18 protein-coding genes and 1 tRNA gene are annotated in these 18,895 nt (G+C 70.6%); 11 read left to right on the top strand and 8 right to left on the bottom strand.

The annotated features are described in order from the left end of the window. The first annotated feature begins 58 nt into the window (after window positions 1–58). The 3 genes from ACF088_RS27685 (at window position 59) to ACF088_RS27675 (ending at window position 3,091) form a co-directional block, all read left to right on the top strand. Window positions 59–1,279 carry a macrolide family glycosyltransferase gene (locus ACF088_RS27685; protein WP_392378555.1) on the top strand — a complete coding sequence of 407 codons (1,221 nt, stop codon included), beginning with the start codon at window positions 59–61 and terminating at the stop codon, window positions 1,277–1,279. A 456-nt stretch (window positions 1,280–1,735) separates the two neighbouring features. Beyond that, window positions 1,736–2,902 (top strand): asparaginase, encoded by a 1,167-nt coding sequence (locus ACF088_RS27680; protein WP_392378554.1) that lies wholly within the window; start codon window positions 1,736–1,738, stop codon window positions 2,900–2,902. 27 nt (window positions 2,903–2,929) lie between these two features. Further along, the gene (locus ACF088_RS27675) at window positions 2,930–3,091 is read left to right on the top strand and encodes a hypothetical protein (RefSeq protein ID WP_392378553.1); all 162 of its coding nucleotides are present in this window, start codon (window positions 2,930–2,932) and stop codon (window positions 3,089–3,091) included. Between the two features lie 65 nt (window positions 3,092–3,156). Here the strand turns inward: ACF088_RS27675 and ACF088_RS27670 are convergent. The 3 genes from ACF088_RS27670 to ACF088_RS27660 all read right to left on the bottom strand — a co-directional run bounded on the left by ACF088_RS27670 (window position 3,157) and on the right by ACF088_RS27660 (window position 5,148). After that, window positions 3,157–3,230: transfer RNA gene (locus ACF088_RS27670), tRNA-Pro, on the bottom strand. Window positions 3,231–3,242: 12 nt separating this feature from the next. After that, complete coding sequence (locus ACF088_RS27665) at window positions 3,243–3,971, bottom strand: integral membrane regulator (protein ID WP_392378552.1); 729 nt, start codon at window positions 3,969–3,971, stop codon at window positions 3,243–3,245. 250 nt (window positions 3,972–4,221) lie between these two features. Beyond that, window positions 4,222–5,148, bottom strand: coding sequence for a metallophosphoesterase (locus ACF088_RS27660; RefSeq protein WP_392378551.1), 927 nt, complete (start codon window positions 5,146–5,148; stop codon window positions 4,222–4,224). A 128-nt stretch (window positions 5,149–5,276) separates the two neighbouring features. Between ACF088_RS27660 and ACF088_RS27655 the strand changes: the two genes are divergently transcribed. Next, on the top strand, window positions 5,277–5,741 hold the full coding sequence (locus ACF088_RS27655) for a GatB/YqeY domain-containing protein (protein ID WP_392378550.1): 465 nt from the start codon (window positions 5,277–5,279) through the stop codon (window positions 5,739–5,741). A 202-nt stretch (window positions 5,742–5,943) separates the two neighbouring features. Here the strand turns inward: ACF088_RS27655 and ACF088_RS27650 are convergent, their stop codons facing one another. Continuing rightward, window positions 5,944–8,151: a transglycosylase domain-containing protein gene (locus ACF088_RS27650; RefSeq protein WP_392378549.1), complete on the bottom strand. Its 2,208-nt coding sequence runs from the start codon at window positions 8,149–8,151 to the stop codon at window positions 5,944–5,946. A gap of 382 nt (window positions 8,152–8,533) precedes the next feature. On the opposite strand from ACF088_RS27650, the gene ACF088_RS27645 reads away from it, so the two are divergent. Beyond that, window positions 8,534–8,875 (top strand): WhiB family transcriptional regulator, encoded by a 342-nt coding sequence (locus ACF088_RS27645; RefSeq protein ID WP_088799104.1) that lies wholly within the window; start codon window positions 8,534–8,536, stop codon window positions 8,873–8,875. Between the two features lie 344 nt (window positions 8,876–9,219). Here the strand turns inward: ACF088_RS27645 and ACF088_RS27640 are convergent, their stop codons facing one another. Next, the gene (locus ACF088_RS27640; protein WP_392378548.1) at window positions 9,220–10,659 is read right to left on the bottom strand and encodes an ArsA family ATPase; all 1,440 of its coding nucleotides are present in this window, start codon (window positions 10,657–10,659) and stop codon (window positions 9,220–9,222) included. Beyond that, entirely contained in the window at window positions 10,656–11,714 is a 1,059-nt protein-coding gene (locus ACF088_RS27635; protein ID WP_392378547.1) for an ArsA-related P-loop ATPase, read from the bottom strand. The genes ACF088_RS27640 and ACF088_RS27635 overlap by 4 nt, the downstream gene beginning before the upstream one ends. Window positions 11,715–11,923: 209 nt before the next feature. Here ACF088_RS27635 and ACF088_RS27630 point away from each other — a divergent pair, with 209 nt between their 5' ends. The 4 genes from ACF088_RS27630 to ACF088_RS27615 all read left to right on the top strand — a co-directional run bounded on the left by ACF088_RS27630 (window position 11,924) and on the right by ACF088_RS27615 (window position 14,507). Then, the gene (locus tag ACF088_RS27630) at window positions 11,924–12,082 is read left to right on the top strand and encodes a DUF4177 domain-containing protein (protein ID WP_003967454.1); all 159 of its coding nucleotides are present in this window, start codon (window positions 11,924–11,926) and stop codon (window positions 12,080–12,082) included. Further along, window positions 12,079–12,543 (top strand): RidA family protein, encoded by a 465-nt coding sequence (locus tag ACF088_RS27625; protein WP_392378546.1) that lies wholly within the window; start codon window positions 12,079–12,081, stop codon window positions 12,541–12,543. The genes ACF088_RS27630 and ACF088_RS27625 overlap by 4 nt, the downstream gene beginning before the upstream one ends. Before the next feature lie 147 nt (window positions 12,544–12,690). Next, window positions 12,691–13,674, top strand: a complete 984-nt coding sequence (locus tag ACF088_RS27620) for an NUDIX hydrolase (protein WP_392378545.1) — start codon at window positions 12,691–12,693, stop codon at window positions 13,672–13,674. Next, complete coding sequence (locus tag ACF088_RS27615) at window positions 13,671–14,507, top strand: MBL fold metallo-hydrolase (RefSeq protein WP_392378544.1); 837 nt, start codon at window positions 13,671–13,673, stop codon at window positions 14,505–14,507. The genes ACF088_RS27620 and ACF088_RS27615 overlap by 4 nt, the downstream gene beginning before the upstream one ends. Before the next feature lie 204 nt (window positions 14,508–14,711). Here ACF088_RS27615 and ACF088_RS27610 read toward each other — a convergent pair whose 3' ends face one another. After that, window positions 14,712–15,530, bottom strand: a complete 819-nt coding sequence (locus tag ACF088_RS27610) for a nucleotidyltransferase (protein WP_392378543.1) — start codon at window positions 15,528–15,530, stop codon at window positions 14,712–14,714. A 286-nt stretch (window positions 15,531–15,816) separates the two neighbouring features. Beyond that, window positions 15,817–16,491, bottom strand: coding sequence for a Crp/Fnr family transcriptional regulator (locus ACF088_RS27605; protein WP_006604164.1), 675 nt, complete (start codon window positions 16,489–16,491; stop codon window positions 15,817–15,819). 443 nt (window positions 16,492–16,934) lie between these two features. Between ACF088_RS27605 and nth the strand changes: the two genes are divergently transcribed. Together nth and ACF088_RS27595 are read left to right on the top strand one after the other, a co-directional pair. Further along, a complete protein-coding gene (gene nth, locus ACF088_RS27600; protein WP_392378542.1) occupies window positions 16,935–18,059 on the top strand; it encodes an endonuclease III in 1,125 nt (374 codons plus the stop codon). Between the two features lie 52 nt (window positions 18,060–18,111). Further along, on the top strand, window positions 18,112–18,888 hold the full coding sequence (locus ACF088_RS27595; protein WP_392378541.1) for an NUDIX hydrolase: 777 nt from the start codon (window positions 18,112–18,114) through the stop codon (window positions 18,886–18,888). Window positions 18,889–18,895: the final 7 nt, after the last annotated feature.

Raw genomic sequence — 18,895 nt, 5'->3', positions numbered from 1 at the left:
CGGTCCACCGGCACCAGAACGCCCCCCTTCCGCCCCTCGACCCCTCCTCCCTCACACCATGAACTCTTCGCTCTCCGGAGTCCCGCCCGCCGCCCATATCGCCATGTTCAGCGTCGCGGCTCACGGTCATGTCAATCCGAGCCTCGAACTGATCCGTGAACTCGTCCGCCGTGGCCACCGGGTCACCTATGCCATCCCCGAGTCCTTCGCCGCCACCGTCGCCGCCACCGGCGCCGAACCCAGAATCATCACGTCGACGCTGCCCACGAGCGAGGACCCGGATGCCTGGGGAGGCGAACTGATCGACCACCTCCGGCTTTTCCTCGCCGATGCCGGCCGGGCACTTCCACAGCTGCTCAAGGCGTACCAGGACGACCGCCCCGACCTGATCCTGTACGACCCGATGGCCTACGCCGCCCGGGCCCTCGCCGACCGCTGGAAGATCCGGGCCATCCAGCTCTCCCCGCACGCGGTCGCCTGGGAGGGCTACGAGGACGATATGGCCGCCGAGCTGTCGGGGTCACCGGTCCACGGCGCGGCGGCGTCGGGACGCGGGGGCCGGCAGGCACACGCCTGGCTCGCCAACAACGGCACAGCGATCGGCCCGGGCCGCATCGCCCGCCGCCCCGAGCGCTGTATCGCGCTGATCTCGAAAGTCCTGCAGCCGCACGCCGACCGGGTCGACAGCTCTGTCTACACCTTCACCGGCCCCTGCCGGGCCGACCGCAGCCGCCAGGGCGGCTGGTCGCGCCCGGCCGGCGCCGAGAAGGTTCTCCTGGTATCACTCGGCACGGTCTTCACCAAAGCCCCCGACTTCTACCGCGCCTGCGCCGCCGCCTTCGGTGACCTGCCGGGATGGCACGTCGTACTGCAGATCGGCTCAGGCATCGACCCCGCCGAACTCGGCGAGGTCCCCGCCAACATCGAGGTGCGCACCTGGGTCCCCCAGCTGGCGATCCTGGAGCAGGCCGACGCCTTCATCACGCACGCGGGCGCGAGCAGCGCGCAGGAGGGCCTCGCCTGTGGTGTGCCGATGGTGGCCGTCCCGCAAGCAGTCGATCAATTCGCCAACGCGGAAATGCTCGATGCGCTGGGCGTCGCCCGCTACCTGCCCAAGGACCGGACGACACCGCGAAACCTGCGGGAGGCGGTGCTCTCCCTCCTCGACGACCCGGACGTCCCACTCCACGTCTCCCGGCTCCAGCAGCACTTGGCCCACGAGGGCGGCACCCGCCAGGCCGCGGACATCGTCCAGGCAGCACTCCCCACCCCTCCCTGAGCATCGCGCGGGCCGGCAAGAGCGTGAAGGGGGCGCCGACCGGCCGTAGCCGATCCTGCTTTCCTGGTCAGATTCACCGTGGCGTGTCTTGGCCCATGTCACGAAGCTGTGTTCCAGCGCGCCCGGAGGTGCCTCCGCCTGAAATACCTCCCTGCCTCAACAATTCGCCCCCAGCGATCGAGACGGAGTCCCGGGGGGGAGGCCTATGGGAAACCTGAAGGCGTTCAGGGTGAGCAACGGACAGGCCCAACGGACAGGCCCAACGGGCAGGGCCAACGGGCAGGCCATGGATATTCCGGGCTCGCCCATCGCGCCGGAAATATCAGTCGCAGACACCGCGCGAACAAATACGGAGCCGATGCTCGGTATCCGCTGTCGGGCGGCCGAGCAGGGTCTCGTCGTGACCGGTGCCGGACCGACCCGCCGGGCCTGGGCGAGAACGGGGCACCGGTCATCGTGGACGACAAGCGCTCCCGCGACACGAACGGAAAAGCGGTCACCCGCATGGCTCAAGGTCAGGAAGTGGTAAAGAGCTCTTTCCGGCATTCATGCGGTCATTGCGGCGTCCTAGGGTCGAAGGAAAGTGTCCCGATCGACCGAGTCGTTGAGGTTATCCAGATGCATCCTGTGTTCAGCGCGAGAATGAACGTCGTCGTCATTGGAATGGGGGGAACTATTTCTGGAGTCTCCGAAGGGCGGACCGGATTCGAGACATATGAGCCGGGCCGGCTGCCTGTCGCCGAATTAGTGAACGCATTACGGCCGGAGATCGATGAGATCGCGGACGTCGGCAGCGAGGAATTCGGAGCCAAGAGTTCCGGGGAGTACACGCTCCTCGACTACTACGACCTCTCCCGGCGCGTGGACGAGTACCTGCGGCGGGCGGACGCAGTGGTGATCTGCAGCGGAACCGCCGCCCTCGCCGAGCTCGCGTACTTCCTCGACCTGACCGTCCGCAGCACCAAGCCCGTGGTGCTCACCGGCGCCATGCGCCCATGGACGGTGCTGGGGAGCGACGGCCCGCCCAATCTCTACAACGCCGTCCGGCTCGCCGCGAGCGGGCGGACCCGCCGACTGGGGACCACGGTCCTGCTGAACGACCAGATACTGCCGGCGCGCGACGCCACCAAGACCGACGCCCTTCGGCTGCACACGTTCAGCACCAGCGAATACGGCGCACTGGGCACCGTGGACGAGAAGGAGATCCGGCTCCAGCGTGCTCCGGCACGTCCCGAGGCGGGAGCGCGGACGCCATTCAGCCTGGCGACCATCCCACGGGACGGCTTGCCCCGGATAGAGATCGCGGGGTCGTACGTGGACGCGGGCGGCGAGGCCATCACCGCGAGCGTGGGTGCGGGCGCCAGCGGCATCGTGTTCGCGGGAGTGCCCTCGCCACGTCAGCTCGCGGCCGCCCGGGCGGCCGGGCGCGACGTCACGTTCGTGGCGGCCAACGGCTACGGCGCGGGCGCCATGCGTGTCCAGTCGAAACAGGTGGATGTCATCAGCGCCGGCGACCTCGCGCCGAACAAGGCGCGAATCTTGCTGATGCTGGCACGGGCTGTGACATCGGATCAGGTCCGTATCCGCGACTGGTTCGCCACGATCGGAAATGCTCAGTTCTGAACGGGCTCACCAGGCTCCGGCGTGCTCGTGAACCGCCACGGGAAGACGCAGATCAAGACCGCGTGCCCCCGGGTCGAGAGCTTCACCGGGGAGGTCGACCGGAAGCAGATCCGGCCCGTGATCCAGACGGGAGCGGTCGCCATGGATGGCATCTTCAAGGCCAACCCACAGCGCTGGTCACGCAGTTAGTCACGCACCACGAGTCAGGGCCGGTTTCCTTTGCAGGAAACCGGCCCTGATCTGCTACTTCTCAGTCGGGGTGGCGGGATTTGAACCCACGACCTCTTCGTCCCGAACGAAGCGCGCTGCCAAGCTGCGCTACACCCCGAAGCAACGAGCTCTACTTTAGCGGACTGATCCCCATAGGTGAAATCCGGTTGTTGTGGAGCCGGGGAGCGGGCCTGACCTGGTCGATCCCGATGGTGATCAGGGGGAGGGCACAGCCGGCCAGGCCGAGGGTGAGGGCAGAGGTGCCGCTGGGGGAGGGGGCGCCGGTGAGGGTGGGGAGGGCAAGGGTGAAGGCGAGGTAGAGCAGGGGGTAGGCCGGCCACTGCCAGGCGTAGGAGAGGCGGAAACCACGGGGGGTGGTGAGCAGGAGCCAGTCGGCGAGGGCGGCGAGCGGGGTGAGGGAGTAGAGGAGCTGAGCGGAGAGGGCATGGGCGACGCCGGGGGTGGTGGCGCCCGGCAAGGTGAAGGCGGTGGTGTCGGCGGCCGGGACGGCGTAGTGGAGGAGGGCGGGGAGGGAGAGGAAGGGGACGAGCGCTCCGGCGATGCGGGGGCTCACGGGGCGGCGGCCGGTCCAGGCGCGGTGAGCGGAGCAGGCGGAGACCAGCGCCGCGGCGATGTTGGCCTGCACGGTGAAGCGGGTGAGGAGCTGGGCCGGGCCGGCGGTGCCGAGGGCCGCCAGGACGAGTCCCGCCAGGGCCGCCGCGGTGATCAGGAGGCGGAAGGCGGCTGCCAGGGGGTGGCGGCCGGGAGGGGCGACGGCTGCTGCCGGGGTGCGGGCGGCGGCGCCGGCCGGGCCGGTGGCGTGGCGCGTGGACTGCGAGGTCCGGGTGGGGTCGGACATCCCCCCACGGTAGAGGGATGATCAACGGGTTCGGGAGACCTCGTCGGGCAAAACGCCCATCCTGTTACGACGGACCCCCGGCAAGAGGGACGCCCGGCGGGATGGCCGTTGGGCGAGACGGCCGCCCGGCGAGATGGCCGTCGGGCATGACGGCCGCCCGGTAAGAGACGGCCGCCCGTCCGGCAGGCCCCCGGTCCTGGTCCGGAGACCTGGGTCCGAGACCTGGGTCCGGACCGGGCCCCGGACCGTCTCAGCCCCGCGCCGTCAGGGTCAGCAGGGTCGCCTCCGGGGGGCAGGCGAAGCGGACCGGGGTGTAGCGGTTGGTGCCGCAGCCGGCGGAGACGTGGAGGTAGGAGGTGTGGCCGGCGGCGGTGTGGCTGGACAGGCCCTTCACACGGTCGGTGTCGATGTCGCAGTTGGTGACCAGGGCCCCGTAGAAGGGGATGCAGAGCTGGCCGCCGTGGGTGTGGCCGGCCAGGATCAGCGGATAGCCGTCGGCGGTGAAGGCGTCCAGGGAGCGCAGGTAGGGGGCGTGTACGACGGCCAGCGAGAGATCGGCGCCGGATTCCGGGCCGCCGGCGACCTCGGCGTAGCGGTCACGCTTGATGTGCGGGTCGTCCAGGCCGGTCAGGGCGATCTCGATGCCCTCCAGCTTGAGGCGGCCGCGGGAATTGGACAGGCCGACCCAGCCGGCCGCGTCGAAGGCGTCACGCAGCTCTTCCCACGGGTTGTGGACGGCGCCCACGGCGGGTGCATTGCCGTTGAGGCCGTGCCGGCCCTGGGCCCGCTCGATGAGGTAGCGGGCAGGATTGCGCAGCTTGGGGCCGTAGTAGTCGTTGGAGCCGAAGACGTAGGCGCCGGGGAATTCCATCAGCGGGCCGAGCGCGTCCAGCGCCTCGGGGACGCCCTCCGGGTCGGAGAGGTTGTCGCCCGTGTTGACGACGAAGTCGGGGCGCAGCCCGGCGAGCGACTGCAGCCAGCGCTGTTTCTTGCGCTGGCCGCTGACCATGTGGATGTCGGAGACCTGCAGGACGCGCAACGGCCGCATGCCGCGGGGCAGTACGGGCACGGTGACGCGCCGGAGGCGGAAGGAGCGGACTTCGAAGCCTGCGGCGTAGGCCAGGCCGGCCGCGCCGACTGCGGTCAGGGTCAGGGGTACTCCGTATCGCGCGCGCATGGTCACCATCGTCGCAGAGTGCGGGGGGTAAGTGCAGCGGGAGGGAGCCGCCCCGCCGGGTGGTGGGCGCGGTGGGCCGGGAGGAAAAGGCGCGGTGGTTGTCGGCGGGTGGGGGCATACTCAACGGCATGACCACGCTCAAGTCCAAGCTGCAGGACGACCTCACCACCGCGATCAAGGCGCGCGATGAACTGCGTTCCTCCACCCTCCGTCTCACGCTGACCGCGATCCAGAAGGAGGAGGTTGCGGGCACCGAGGCGCGCGAGCTGTCCGACGACGAGGTCGAGAAGATCATCGCGCGGGAGGCGAAGAAGCGCCGGGAAGCCGCGGAGGCCTTCGAGAAGGGCGGCCGGGGGGAGTCGGCCGAGCGGGAGCGCGCCGAGGGCGAGGTGCTCGCCGACTATCTGCCCAAGCAGCTGACCGACGAGGAGCTGGAGCAGCTGGTCGCGGCGGCCGTGGCGGAGGCCAAGGGCGCCGGTGCCGAGGGGCCGCGGGCGATGGGGGCCGTCATGAAGATCGTCAACCCGCAGGTGGCGGGCCGCGCCGAGGGCGGCCGGGTCGCCGCGGTGGTGAAGAAGCTGCTCGCCGGCTGAGCGGCCGGACGGAGCTTTTCCGGGAAAGAGGAGGGGCGCCCCCCATGGTGTGGGGCGCCCCTTCCTCTTTTGTTCTACGGGTCGGCGTCCTTCGCCGTAGGGGCCGAGACCCTTCCGTCGTACGGGCCGGCATCCACCGCGTCGTACGGGGCGGGCATCCTTCTTGGCCGTTCGCGGCAAGCGGCTGTTCACCAGCGGCCGTTCACCAGCCGCCGTTGCCGCCGCCCAGGATGTCGGGGAAGCCGGGGATGTGCCAGCCGCCGCCCGGCTTGTTGTCGCCGCCGCGGCCGCCCCGGCCGGGCTTGTGCTTGCCGCGGCCCTTGTCGCCCTCGTCGCCCTGGTTCTTGTCCCTGGCGGGATCGTCGATCGCGACGGTGGGCAGGGTGGGTGCGGGCCGGTCGGCCAGCGCGCCGGACATGGCGTCCCGCCAGATGGGGCCGGGGGTGTCGGCGCCGTAGACCTTGTCGTGGGGCACGCCGCCGATGGTGATGTCGTACATCTTGCGCTTGTGCTGCGGGTCGCCGACCCAGACCGCGCCGGCCGCGTTGGGGGTGTAGCCGACGAACCAGGCGGCGTAGCGGCTGTCGGTGGTGCCGGTCTTGCCGGCGCTGTCGCGGCCCTTGAGCCCGGCCTCCTTGCCGGTGCCGTCCTCGACGACGCCCTTGAGCAGCGTGTTGATGGTGTCCGCGGTCTTCTTGGACATGGCGGTGCGGCAGCTGGTCTGCGGGACCTTCATCGCGCGGCCGCGCGCGTCGGTGATCGATTCGATGGCCACCGGTGAGCAGTACCGGCCGCCGCCGGCGAAAGCGGCGTACCCGGCCGCCATCGTGAGCGGTGACATCTCCTGGGTGCCGAGTGTCATCGACGGAACCTGCTGCAGCGGCTTGCCGTCCGCCCGCTCGATGCCCATTTTCTGTGCCATCTTGACCGCGGGGCAGACACCGATATCGCTGATCAGCTGCACGAAGTAGGTGTTGACCGACTTCGCGGTCGCCTCCTTCATGGCGTACGGGCCGACCTCTTCCTTGTTCTCGTTCTCGACGGTCTCGGAGCCGTTGCCCTGCCATTCGCCGTCGCAGGTCTGGACGGGGCTGGGATAGGGCATCCGGTACGGCGCCGGGTACTCCTGCTCCGGATTCGTCCCCTGCTCCAGCGCGGCCGCCGCGACCACCGGCTTGAAGGTCGACCCGGGCAGGTAACCGGCGCCGCCGCCCATGTCGTGGTTCACCGAGAGGTTGATCACGGTCTCGTTCTCGCCGAATCCGTACGGGCGCGACTGGCCCATGCCGAGGATCTTGCCGGTGCCCGGTTCGACGATGGTGGCGGCCGAGGCGACCGGGTCGTCCTCGTAGACGTGATCCTTGATCGACGCCTGCACCGACTTCTGGGTCTGCGGATCGAGGGTGGTGCGGATGGTCATCCCGCCCTCGTTCCAGCGCTGCAGACGGACCTTCCGGCTCTTGCCGAACGACTTGTCGCGGAGGAAGACCGTGCGGATGTAGTCGCAGAAGAAGCCGGCGCCGTGGGTGGCGGTGATGCAGCCGTTCTTGGGGCGGCTGACCGCCAGCTTGATCGGCTTCTTGGCTGCCGCGTCGGCCTCCGCCTGGGTGACGTCCTTCATATCGGCCATCCGCTGCAGCACGGTGTTGCGCCGCCGGGTGGCCTCCTGCGGGTCATTGACCGGGTCGTAACGGCTGGGGGACTGGACGATGCCGGCCAGCAGCGCCGACTCCCCGAGGTTCAGGTCCTTGGCTTGCTTGCTGAAGTAGCGCTGGGCGGCCGCCTCGATGCCATAGGCCTGCTGCCCGAAGAACGTGATGTTGAGGTAGTTCTGCAGGATCTTCCGCTTGCCGAGCTCTTTCTCGACCTGGATCGCGTACTTGAGCTCCTTGACCTTGCGGCCGAGGGTCTGCTGGGTGGCCTGCGCGACCTTGTCCGGGTTGTCGCCCGCCTCCTCGACGAAGACGTTCTTCACATACTGCTGGGTCAGTGTCGAGGCGCCCTGGGAGACGCCGCCGGACTGGGCGTTCTTGTTGAGCGCCCGCAGGATGCCCTTCAGATCGATGGCACCGTGCTGGTAGAAACGCGCGTCCTCGATCGCGACGATCGCCTTCTGGATATACGGCGACATGTCCTTGAGGTCGACGACCGTACGGTCACGGGAGTAGACCTTGGCGATCTCGCCGCCCTTGGCGTCCAGAATCCTGGTCCGCTGGCTGAGCGGCGGCGTCTTGAGGTTCGCCGGGATGTCGTCGAAGCCCTCGACCGACCCCTTGGCGGTCAGGCCCAGCGCCCCGGCCGCCGGGAGCGCGAGGCCGGCGAGCACCGCTCCGGCCAGGACGCTGACACCGAGGAACTTGGCGGCCTGCTGAGTCTTGGGCAGACCCCCGCCATCGCGCTTCTTAGGCATGAGGGCACCCTACGTTCTCAATCGCCGGACAGGGGCGCACCTGTTCGTTTAGCCTGTTCTCAGCTACCACAGCTGAACGGTTACGCATCGGTTCGTCAACCCCCTCCTCCCGCGGGCCGCGCCCCCACGTGCCTGTGTGTGTCGAGAGAAACCCCGTGTCAGGACGGTGAACTGTCCTGTCTTGTGCGCAACGTGACGTATGCCGTTCGGTCACTCCGTTGGGTGATCTGCCGCGTACGCATAGTCCGTTCGGGCCATTCAAGATTGGGCCCGAAGGGGGTGTTGCGCCCTGCCTGCCTTCCGTAACGTCCTCAACTGGCAACGGTGAATATGCCGATTGCCGCCGTGGGGGAGCCTCGATTCGGGAGAGGACGGCGCCAGCATGAGCTGGGTAACCGACTGGAGTGCACAGGCAGCCTGCCGCACTACCGATCCGGATGAACTGTTCGTACAAGGGGCAGCGCAGAACCGCGCCAAGGCAGTGTGCACCGGGTGTCCGGTACGCACGGAATGCCTGGCCGATGCCCTGGACAACCGGGTGGAGTTCGGCGTGTGGGGCGGGATGACCGAGCGCGAGCGGAGGGCGCTGCTGCGTCGCCGCCCGACCGTGACGTCATGGCGTCGGCTGTTGGAGACGGCGCGCACGGAGTACGAGCGCAGCACGGGCATCCTGCCGCTGGACTGCGAGGACGAGATCTTCGACGAGTTCGCCGCGGTCGGGTAGGCGGGCAACTGCGGGCTGTGGCCCGTAGCTCGCAGACTGCGGCCGGGAGATTTGGCCGAGAAGTTTGGGCTGGTGGCGCGTTCTGATTGCTGTGTGGTGACGTGCCATCAGTGTCGTGAGGGCGCCCGGGAGTTGGGCGTTCGGGAGTCGGGCGTTCAGGAGTTTGACGCCCGGGGCGTGCACAGACTGTGCGGTGTGACACTTGGCTGTGTGTGACATGTGCCTGTGTGTGGACGTGCCTGGTGGCGTGCCTACCTGTGCCTGTGTGCGTGCCGGTGAGAGGCGCTTCGCGCGGTGGTGACGGGCGCTTTGTGCTGGGTGGCTGAGTCGGCCGTGCGTACGGCTCAGCCGTCGGTGTCCGTGGGGTTCAGTGCCAGGCGGTCGCCGATGGCACGCAGGCCTGCGAGGTCATGGACATCGCCGGGCAGCGCGGCAACCTCTGTCACCGGAACCTCGGGATGCAGCGCGGTGAAGCGGTCCCGCGTGCGACGTTCGCGCGCGAGGACCTGCATACGTTCCGCGTGCAGCCGTAGCAGTCCGGCGGCCAGTTGCGCCGCTGAGACTGACGTGGGTGCCACATGATCCGCCGCGGCGGGGGAGAGGCCGCCGGCGGTACGTGATCCAGCCTTCCCGCCGTCGAGATCCACAATGCCGGTGGCTTCAAGATTATTTTCTACGTGGCCGGGAGCAGGGTCGGTGTCCATGGCGGAGCCGCGGTCGGGGCCGGCCGCTGCGGTCGGGGCCGCCTCGGCGTCCGTGGCGGTGTCCGAAGCCGTTTCCGCGGCCGTGTCCGAAGTCGTGTCCGCGTGGGTGTCCTCCGCCATGCGGTCGGTCAGGGCCTCCGCGGCGGCCAGGGCGCGCTCGGCGCTCAGTTGGGCGGCCCCGCTGCCGTGCACCCGGTTCAGCACGAGACCGGCCAGCGGCATCTGCTCGGCGGCCAACCGCTCGACGAAGTACGCCGCCTCGCGCAGCGCGTCCCGCTCCGGCGCGGCCACCACGAGGAACGCCGTGCCGGGCGCCTGCAGCAGGCGGTAGGTGGCGTCAGCGCGGGTGCGGAAACCGCCGAACATGGTGTCCATGGCGGCCACGAAGGTCTGCACATCGCGCAGCAGCTGACCGCCCATGAGCTTGCTGAGGGTGCCGGTCATCATCGACATGCCGACGTTGAGGAACTTCATGCCGGCCCGGCCGCCGACCTTCGCCGGCGCCATCAGCACCCGGATGAACTTGCCGTCCAGGAAGGAGCCGAGGCGCTTGGGCGCGTCCAGGAAGTCCAGTGCGGAGCGGCTCGGCGGGGTGTCGACGATGATCAGGTCCCACTCGTCGTTCGCGCGGAGCTGGCCGAGCTTCTCCATGGCCATGTACTCCTGTGTGCCCGCGAAACCGGCCGACAGGGATTGGTAGAAGGGGTTCTCCAGGATGGCGTGGGCCCGGTCGGCATCCGCATGGCCCTCGACGATCTCGTCGAAGGTGCGCTTCATGTCCAGCATCATCGCGTGCAGTTCGCCGCCCGCGCTCTCGTCGACGTCCTTGACCTGGCGGGGGACGTTGTCGAGCTCGGAGATGCCCATGGACTGGGCCAGTCGTCTGGCCGGGTCGATGGTCAGCACGACGACCTTGCGGCCGCGCTCGGCGGCGCGTACGCCCAGGGCCGCGGCGGTCGTGGTCTTGCCGACGCCGCCCGAGCCGCAGCACACCACGATGCGGGTGTGCGGGTCGTCGATCAGCGCATCGACCTCGAGCCGCGGGGCCGAGGCGTCCAGCGTCGTGGTGTCCGAGGTCATATGGGCCCCTGTTTCCGCAGGTCTCTCGCCAGGTGGTAGAGCCCGGCGAGGTCCACTCCCTCGGGGAGCAGCTCCAACTCGTAGGTGGGCAGGCCGATTGCGGTCAGTTCGGCGTGTTCGGCGCGCTCCAGCTCGACCCGCTCGGCGTGTTCGCGCGCCTGCTCCAACAGGGGGTCGATCAACCGGTCCGCCAGGCCGCCGCGGCGGGCGCCGCCCAGACCGACCTCGGAGAGCGCCTTGGCGACGCCCGTACGCGCCCCGCGGGCGGCGCTGTCGAGGGCGCCGTTGTCCAGCAGTGCCGGGCGGGTCATGTTGATGACGACGCCGCCCACGGGGATGCCGGCGGCGCGCAGCTCGGCGACGCCGTCCGCGGTCTCCTGGACCGGCATCTCCTCCAGGAGCGTCACCAGATGCACCGCGGTCTCGGGCGATTTGAGCACCCGCATCACGGCCTGCGCCTGATTGTGGATCGGGCCGATCTTCGCAAGGCCGGCGACCTCGTCGTTGACGTTCAGGAAGCGGGTGATCCGGCCGGTCGGCGGGGCGTCCATCACGACCGCGTCGTAGACGAACTTTCCGCTCTTGTCCTTGCGGCGCACCGCTTCGCACGCCTTGCCGGTCAGCAGGACGTCCCGCAGGCCCGGCGCGATGGTCGTGGCGAAGTCGATCGCGCCGAGCTTCTTCAGGGCCCGGCCCGCGCTGCCGAGCTTGTAGAACATCTGGAGGTAGTCCAGAAGGGCGCGTTCGGCGTCGATGGCCAGGGCGTGGACCTCCCCGCCCGACCGTCTTCCGCCGCCGCCCCGGGCGGACTCTCCCGCGGACTCCGTCCGGGGGGAGCCCCACGGCGACGCACCTTCCGATGCCGGACCCACCGCGATCTTGCGCTCCTCGTAAGGGAGCGCTTCTGTTTCGAACAATTGGGCAATGCCCTGCCGGCCCTCGACCTCGACCAGGAGGGTGCGTCGTCCCTCGGTGGCCAGGGCGAGGGCGAGGGCAGCGGCGACCGTGGTCTTGCCGGTACCGCCCTTGCCACTGACGACATGGAGCCTGCTCACGCCAAGGAGCCTAACCAGTCCGCGTCCCGGCTACGCACGGGATACGCCTGGGAAGTCCCGGAGAATCTGCCCGCCGCTTCTCCGGGGCGGGTCGGGGATGCTCCGTAGGGGTCGGCGACCACGCCGCCGGAACGCCGCACGGGAGGGGTGTGGGCGGCCCGCGGTGGACGGGGTCCACCGCTGTCGTGGACAGGCATTACGCTCGGCCCATGACCAAGTGGGAATACGCAACCGTGCCGCTGCTGGTGCACGCGACGAAGCAGATTCTGGACACCTGGGGCGAGGACGGCTGGGAGCTCGTCCAGGTCGTGCCCGGCCCGAACAACCCTGAGCAGTTGGTGGCCTACCTGAAGCGGGAGAAGGCGTGAGCGCGGCGGAGGACAAGATCGCGGCGCTCGGGCTCAAGCTGCCGCAGGTCGTGCCGCCGCTGGCCACCTACCAGCCCGCGGTGCGCTCCGGCGCCTATGTGTACACCTCCGGCCAGCTGCCGATGGTGGACGGCGCACTGCCGGTCACCGGCAAGGTCGGTGCCGAGGTCAGCGCGGAGCAGGCCAAGGAACTCGCCGCGACCTGTGCACTCAACGCGCTGGCCGCCGTGCAGTCCGTCATCGGCGACCTGGACAAGATCCAGCGGGTCGTGAAGGTCGTCGGGTTCGTGGCCTCCGCGCCGGACTTCACCGGCCAGCCGGGTGTCCTCAACGGCGCCAGCGAGCTGCTGGGCGAGATCCTCGGCGACAAGGGCGTGCACGCCCGGTCCGCGGTGGGTGTGGCGGTGCTGCCGCTGGACGCCCCGGTCGAGGTCGAGATCCAGGTCGAGATCGCCGAGTAGACACCCCGTAAGGGCGCCGGGCAGACACCCGTAAGGGCTCCGACGCCCGGAGCGTGCGCCATGTGCCGGAGGGCCCCTCGCCAGCAGGGGCCCTCCGGCGCGAAAGACGCCCTCGAACATCCGCGCGCGAGCGCATAGCATCCGGCCATGTCGTCCACGACCAACGGCCAGTGGTACCCACCGGAGTGGCCGGACCGCATCCGGGCACTCGCGAACGGTGAGCTGACCCCTGCCGAGCCCCGGCGGGCCGCCACCGTCCTGCTGCTGCGGGACTCCGCCTCCGGCGGGCCCACCGTCCACATGCTGCGCAGACGCGCCTCCATGGCCTTCGCCGGAGGCGCGTACGCCTATCCGGGCGGCTCCGTCGATCCACGCGACGAGCGCCCGGTGGCCTGGGCCGGCCCGTCGCGCGCCCAGTGGGCGGTCCGTATGGGCGTCGACCCGGCGACCGCGCAGGCCATCGTCTGCGCGGCGGTCCGCGAGACGTTCGAGGAGGCGGGCGTGCTGCTCGCGGGCGCCTCGGCCGACACGGTCGTCGCGGACACCACCGGCGAGGACTGGGAGGCCGACCGCGCCGCCCTCGTCGCCCACGAGCTGTCCTTCGCCGACTTCCTGGGCCGCCACGGCCTGGTCCTGCGCTCCGATCTGCTCGGTGCCTGGGCCCGCTGGATCACCCCCGAGTTCGAGCCGCGGCGCTACGACACCTGGTTCTTCGTCGCGGCGCTCCCCGAGGGCCAGCGCACCTGGAACGCTTCCACGGAGGCGGACCGTACGGTATGGATCCGGCCAGAGGAGGCGGCGGCCGGCTACGACCGTGGTGAGCTGCTGATGATGCCGCCGACCATCGCGACCCTGCGCTCGCTCCAGCCGTACGCCACCTCCGCGGAGGTGCTGGCCGCGGCGGAGGCCCAGAACCTGACGCCGGTGCTGGCGCGGGCGCGCCTCGTGGGCGGCGAGATCGAGTTGAGCTGGCCGGGGCACGACGAGTTCACCAAGCACATCACCCGTGCCGAGGCCGATGCCGGCGCCGGCGCTCATACCGACAGCGGTGCCCCCGGGGACGATGACGGCCCCTCGGACCGCCCCAGCCCCTCCGACCGCCCCAGCCCCTCGGGAGGGACCCCCGCATGACCGAAGCAGCCGCCCTCCCCGGTCAGCCCCGTGGCGGAGTGATCGCCGGGCCGGCGACCGCGCGGGCCCGGTGCGTACTGGCCCCGAACCCGTCGCCGATGACGCTGGACGGCACCAACACCTGGATCGTCGCCGAGCCGGACTCCGATCTCGCCGTGGTCATCGATCCCGGGCCGCTCGACGAGAGCCACCTGCAGGCCGTCATCGACACCGCCGAGCGGGCCGGCAAGCGCATCGCGCTGACCCTGCTGACCCACGGTCACCCCGACCACTCCGATGGCGCCGCCCGCTTCGCCGAACTGACCCGTTCGGCCGTACGGGCGCTGGATCCGGCGCTGCGCCTGGGCGACGAGGGGCTCGACGCGGGCGATGTCATCACCACCGGAGGCCTGGAACTGCGCGTGGTGCCCACACCGGGCCACACCGCGGACTCGCTCTCCTTCCACCTCCCGGCCGACCGCGCGGTACTCACCGGCGACACGATCCTGGGGCGCGGCACCACCGTGGTGGCACACCCCGACGGGCGGCTGGGCGACTACCTGGACTCGCTGCGCCGGCTGCGCTCCCTGGCGGTCGACGACGGGGTGGCGACGGTCCTCCCGGGCCACGGGCCGGTGCTGAACGACGCCCAGGGGGCGGTGGAGTTCTATCTGGCGCACCGCGCGCACCGGCTCGCCCAGGTGGAGACCGCGGTCGAGGCCGGCCACCGCTCACCCGCCGAGGTCGTCGCGAACGTCTATGCCGATGTCGACCGCTCGCTGTGGCCGGCCGCCGAGCTGTCCGTGCGGGCACAGCTGGACTACCTGGGCGAACACGGGCTGATCGAGAGCTGATCGCGCCGACCGAGCTGACCGAGAGTTGTTGACCGAGCTGACCGGGAGCTGACCGAGCTGACCGAGCTGAGCGAGAGTTGACGAGCCGATGGCGCCCAGCGGGGACGGGGACCGGCGGCGGGGGCCCACCGGGCGGGGCCATTGGCCCGGGGCCGGGGCGGGGCCGGGGCGAGGACCGGCCCCGGGGCGGGTTGCGAGGCGCCGTCAGCCCGTCCGGGGCGGGGGCGCCTTCGCCCCGTGGACGGACAGGTATTCGGCGGCCAGCCAGGGGGCGAGGCCGGTGAGCAACTGGTCCAGCAGCTCCGGGTACGCGGCGGGTGCCCGGGCGGCGCGCGCCGCGGCGTGCATCTGCTCGGCGTGCGCCGGGTAGTAGCGGCCGAACACCTCGGCGGACTCGGTGAGATCGCTCGTCCAGCCGCCCCAGCGGGGCATGACCAGGGTGAATCCGGTCCGCACCAGCCGGCGCGCCACACCCCGGGTCAGCCGGGTGCGCTCGGCTTCCGTAGTGGCCGCCGCGGCCTTCTCGCGCAGACCGGGCAGGCTGCGGAAGAGGTCGCCGTTGGTTTCGCGGGCGAGGAGCGAGGTGGGGCGGTAACGGGGCAGTTCGGCGGCGAGATCCGGACCGCTGACCGGGGTGCACAGACAGGCCACGAACCACGCGAGGTCGTACCGCTCCCGCTCGCTGCGCAGGCGGTGCACTCCGAACAGCAGGATTCCCACGCCGTTGATCTGCGCAAACGCGGCATCCAGGGCATGCTCGACGGCGCGGACGGCAGCGCGGTCGGCATCGGTGGGCTCGTCCTGCAGGGCGATCAGCGCGTCGAGATCGGAGACCCCGGGGACGGCGGTGCCGCGCGGGATGCTGCCGAAGAGATAGCTGCTGTGCAGGCGGCCGGGGCCGAAGTGCGCGCCGATCCGGGCCCCGAGCTCCGCCACGACGGGCGCGAACGGCGCGGATACGCGGTCCAGGGAGCCTTCCCGCAGGAAGTAGCCGTCCCGGTCCAGCCCCGTGCCGTTGGTCATGGCGCCACTATGGCCAGGTGGGCGGTGGTGCGGCGACCTGTTTACGGGGAGCGCACCACGGGACACGGGACGACGGCCGGGGGCCGGTGGGCCAGGAGGAGGCGGCCGGTGGTCCCGCGGCCGCGTTACGGGCGGAGCCGGTGATTCCGCGGGCCCCTGGCGAAGGAAGCGGCGGGCGCCTCACGACGGAAGCGGCGGCCCCTGACGAAAGAAGCGGCGGCACCGTGACCCCATGACGAAGGGCCCCGCCGGAGCGGGGCCCTTCCAAGGCTGGGTGCGAGCCGGGTCAGCGCGAGCGCTTGGCCAGCCGCTCGACATCCAGCAGGATCACGGCGCGCGCCTCCAGACGCAGCCAGCCGCGGCCCGCGAAGTCCGCGAGTGCCTTGTTGACCGTCTCGCGGGAGGCGCCGACCAGCTGGGCCAGCTCCTCCTGTGTGAGGTCGTGGACGACATGGATGCCTTCCTCGGACTGCACGCCGAAGCGGCGCGACAGGTCGAGCAGGGCGCGGGCCACCCGGCCCGGTACGTCCGAGAAGACCAGATCGGACATCTGGTCGTTGGTCTTGCGCAGTCGGCGGGCAACTGCACGCAGCAGGGCCGTGGCCACCTCGGGGCGGGCGTTCAGCCAGGGCTGAAGGTCGCCGTGGCCCAGGCCGAGGAGCTTGACCTCGGTGAGGGCCGAGGCCGTGGCCGTACGCGGGCCCGGGTCGAAGAGCGAAAGTTCACCGATCAGCTCTCCGGGGCCGAGAACGGCCAGCATGTTCTCCCGGCCGTCCGGGGAAGTGCGGTGCAGCTTCACCTTGCCCTCGGTGACCACGTACAGGCGGTCGCCGGGGTCCCCTTCGTGGAACAGGGCGTCGCCGCGGGCGAGCGTGACCTCTCCCATTGAGGCGCGCAGCTCGGCCGCCTGCTCGTCATCGAGCGCCGCGAAGAGCGGTGCGCGCCGCAGAACGTCGTCCACGAGATCTCTCCTTGTCGACATGCTCCGGGGGACTGTGGTCCCCATCATGCCGGAATGCAAAACAGTGCGATCAATCACAAGTTTGCCGGACCGGTGCCCCGAGCCATAAGGCAGGGGGCCGATTGGGGTCAGGAATCATAGCGATCAAGCCGGATGTCAGTGGCTGGCCTTAGTCTGGCCGAGTGTCCAATACGCCGGTGAGAGCAGAGGAGTGGGGGGCCGGAAGAGTGAGTGCAGGGCGTGATTCCGCTGTGGGCGAACAGCCGTCCGGCCGCACCTCGAATTCCGATAAAAGTAACAAATCGCCCTCCGGGGTGACGTCCGGCAGGACGCCGGGCGCCCGCAAGTCTGGCGCGTCGCGACCGGCGGCGCAGGACACCACCTCGCAGACCTCCGTGAAGAAGACCTCGGTAGGCAGGACCTCGGCAGGGAAGAAGGCCGCCGTGAACGAAACTCCAGAGCAGCCGGCGGCGGCCACGAAGGCCGCGGCGAAGAAGGCTGTCACGAAGAAGGTCACCGCGCAGAAGGCCGTCGCCAAGAAGGCCGCCACGAAGAAGACGGTGGCCAAGAAGGCGGCAGCCAAGGAGGCGGCCCCGGCAAAGAAGACGGCGGCCACGACGGCCAAGAAGACGGCGGCGAGGACGACGGCGGCCAAGCAGACCGCCACAAAGCAGACGGCGGCCAAGCAGACCGCCGCAAGGCAGACGGCCGCCAAGAAGACCGCCCCCAAGAAGACGGCGGCCAAGCAGGCCGCCCCGAAGGCCCCCGCCAAGAAGGCCCCCGCGCGCAAGCCCGAGTCGCGTGTCGCCATGGTGCGGCGGGCCCGCCGGATCAACCGTGAGCTGGCCGAGCTGTATCCGTACGCCCACCCCGAGCTGGACTTCACCAACCCCTTCGAGCTGCTGGTCGCCACGGTCCTGTCCGCGCAGACCACCGACCTGAGGGTCAACCAGACCACCCCGCGCCTCTTCGCGGTCTGCCCGACGCCCGAGGACATGGCCGCAATGGACCCGGAGCGGCTGGAGGAGCTGATCCGGCCGACCGGCTTCTTCCGGGCCAAGACGAAGTCGCTGCTCGGTCTGTCGGCCGCGCTGCGCGACCGCTTCGGCGGTGAGGTGCCGGGCCGCCTGGAGGACCTCGTCACCCTCCCCGGGGTCGGCCGCAAGACCGCCAACGTGGTGCTGGGCAACGCCTTCGGCGTCCCGGGCATCACCGTCGACACCCACTTCGGCCGACTCGCCCGCCGTTTCGGCTGGACCACCGCGGAGGACGCCGAGAAGGTCGAGGCGGATGTTGCCGAGATCTTCCCCAAGAGCGAGTGGACAATGCTCTCGCACCGGGTGGTCTTCCACGGCCGCCGCGTCTGCCACTCCCGTAAGCCCGCCTGCGGCGCCTGCCCGATCGCCCCCCTGTGCCCCGCCTACGGCGAGGGCGAGACGGACCCGGAGAAGGCGAAGAAGCTGCTGAAGTACGAGCTGGGCGGTCAGCCGGGGCAGCGGTTGAAGCCGCCGGCCGGCTATCCGGGACAGCCCGCGCCCCCGATGGCGCCTCCCGTGGCCGCCTCATGACGGCGCCCGCCAGAGGTGACCGACGATCGATGCCAGGCCTGAGGGGGCGCGTATGAGGAGCGCACGGGAGCAGCGGTACGGCGAGGAGGCGGACGTCCGCGAGGTGGCGTCCGAGGTGGCGTCCGGCGCGGCGTCCGAGGTGGCGTCCGGCGCGGCGTCCGGCCGGGACACCACGGTCACCTCCGACGGCCTGCCCGAGTGGCTGGCCCCGGTGGCCCGCGCGGCCGCCACCATCGAGCCACGCCAGCTCAGCCGCTTCCTGCCGCCGGAGAGCGGAGGCCGGCAGTCCGCGGTGCTCATCCTCTTCGGTCATGGCGCCCGCGGCCCCGAGCTGCTCCTGATGGAGCGCGCCGGGACCCTGCGCTCGCATGCCGGCCAGCCCTCCTTCCCCGGTGGCGCCCTCGATCCGGAGGACGGCGACCCCGACGGCCCCGGTCCCGTGCGGGCGGCGCTGCGCGAGGCCCAGGAGGAGACCGGCCTCGATCCGTCCGGTGTGCAGGTCTTCGGGGTGCTGCCGCGGCTCTACATCCCCGTCAGCGGCTTCGTGGTGACGCCGGTCCTGGGGTGGTGGCGCCGGCCGAGCCCGGTCGGCGCGGTCGACCAGGCGGAGACCGCCCGGGTCTTCACGGTTCCCGTGGCGGATCTCACGGACCCGGCCCATCGTGTGACAACCCGCCATCCCAGCGGCCACACCGGAGCTGCGTTCCTTGTCGAGAATGCCCTGGTCTGGGGATTTACGGCCGGAGTGATCGACCGGATCCTGCACTACGCCGGCTGGGAGATTCCGTGGGACCGTGACAAGGCGGTCCCACTGGACTGGCGCTCATGAGACGGTG

Source organism: Streptomyces sp. NPDC015125 (assembly GCF_043080045.1).
In the GTDB taxonomy this organism is placed as follows: Bacteria; Actinomycetota; Actinomycetes; order Streptomycetales; family Streptomycetaceae; genus Streptomyces.
This window is presented reverse-complemented; position numbering and strand designations above follow the sequence as displayed.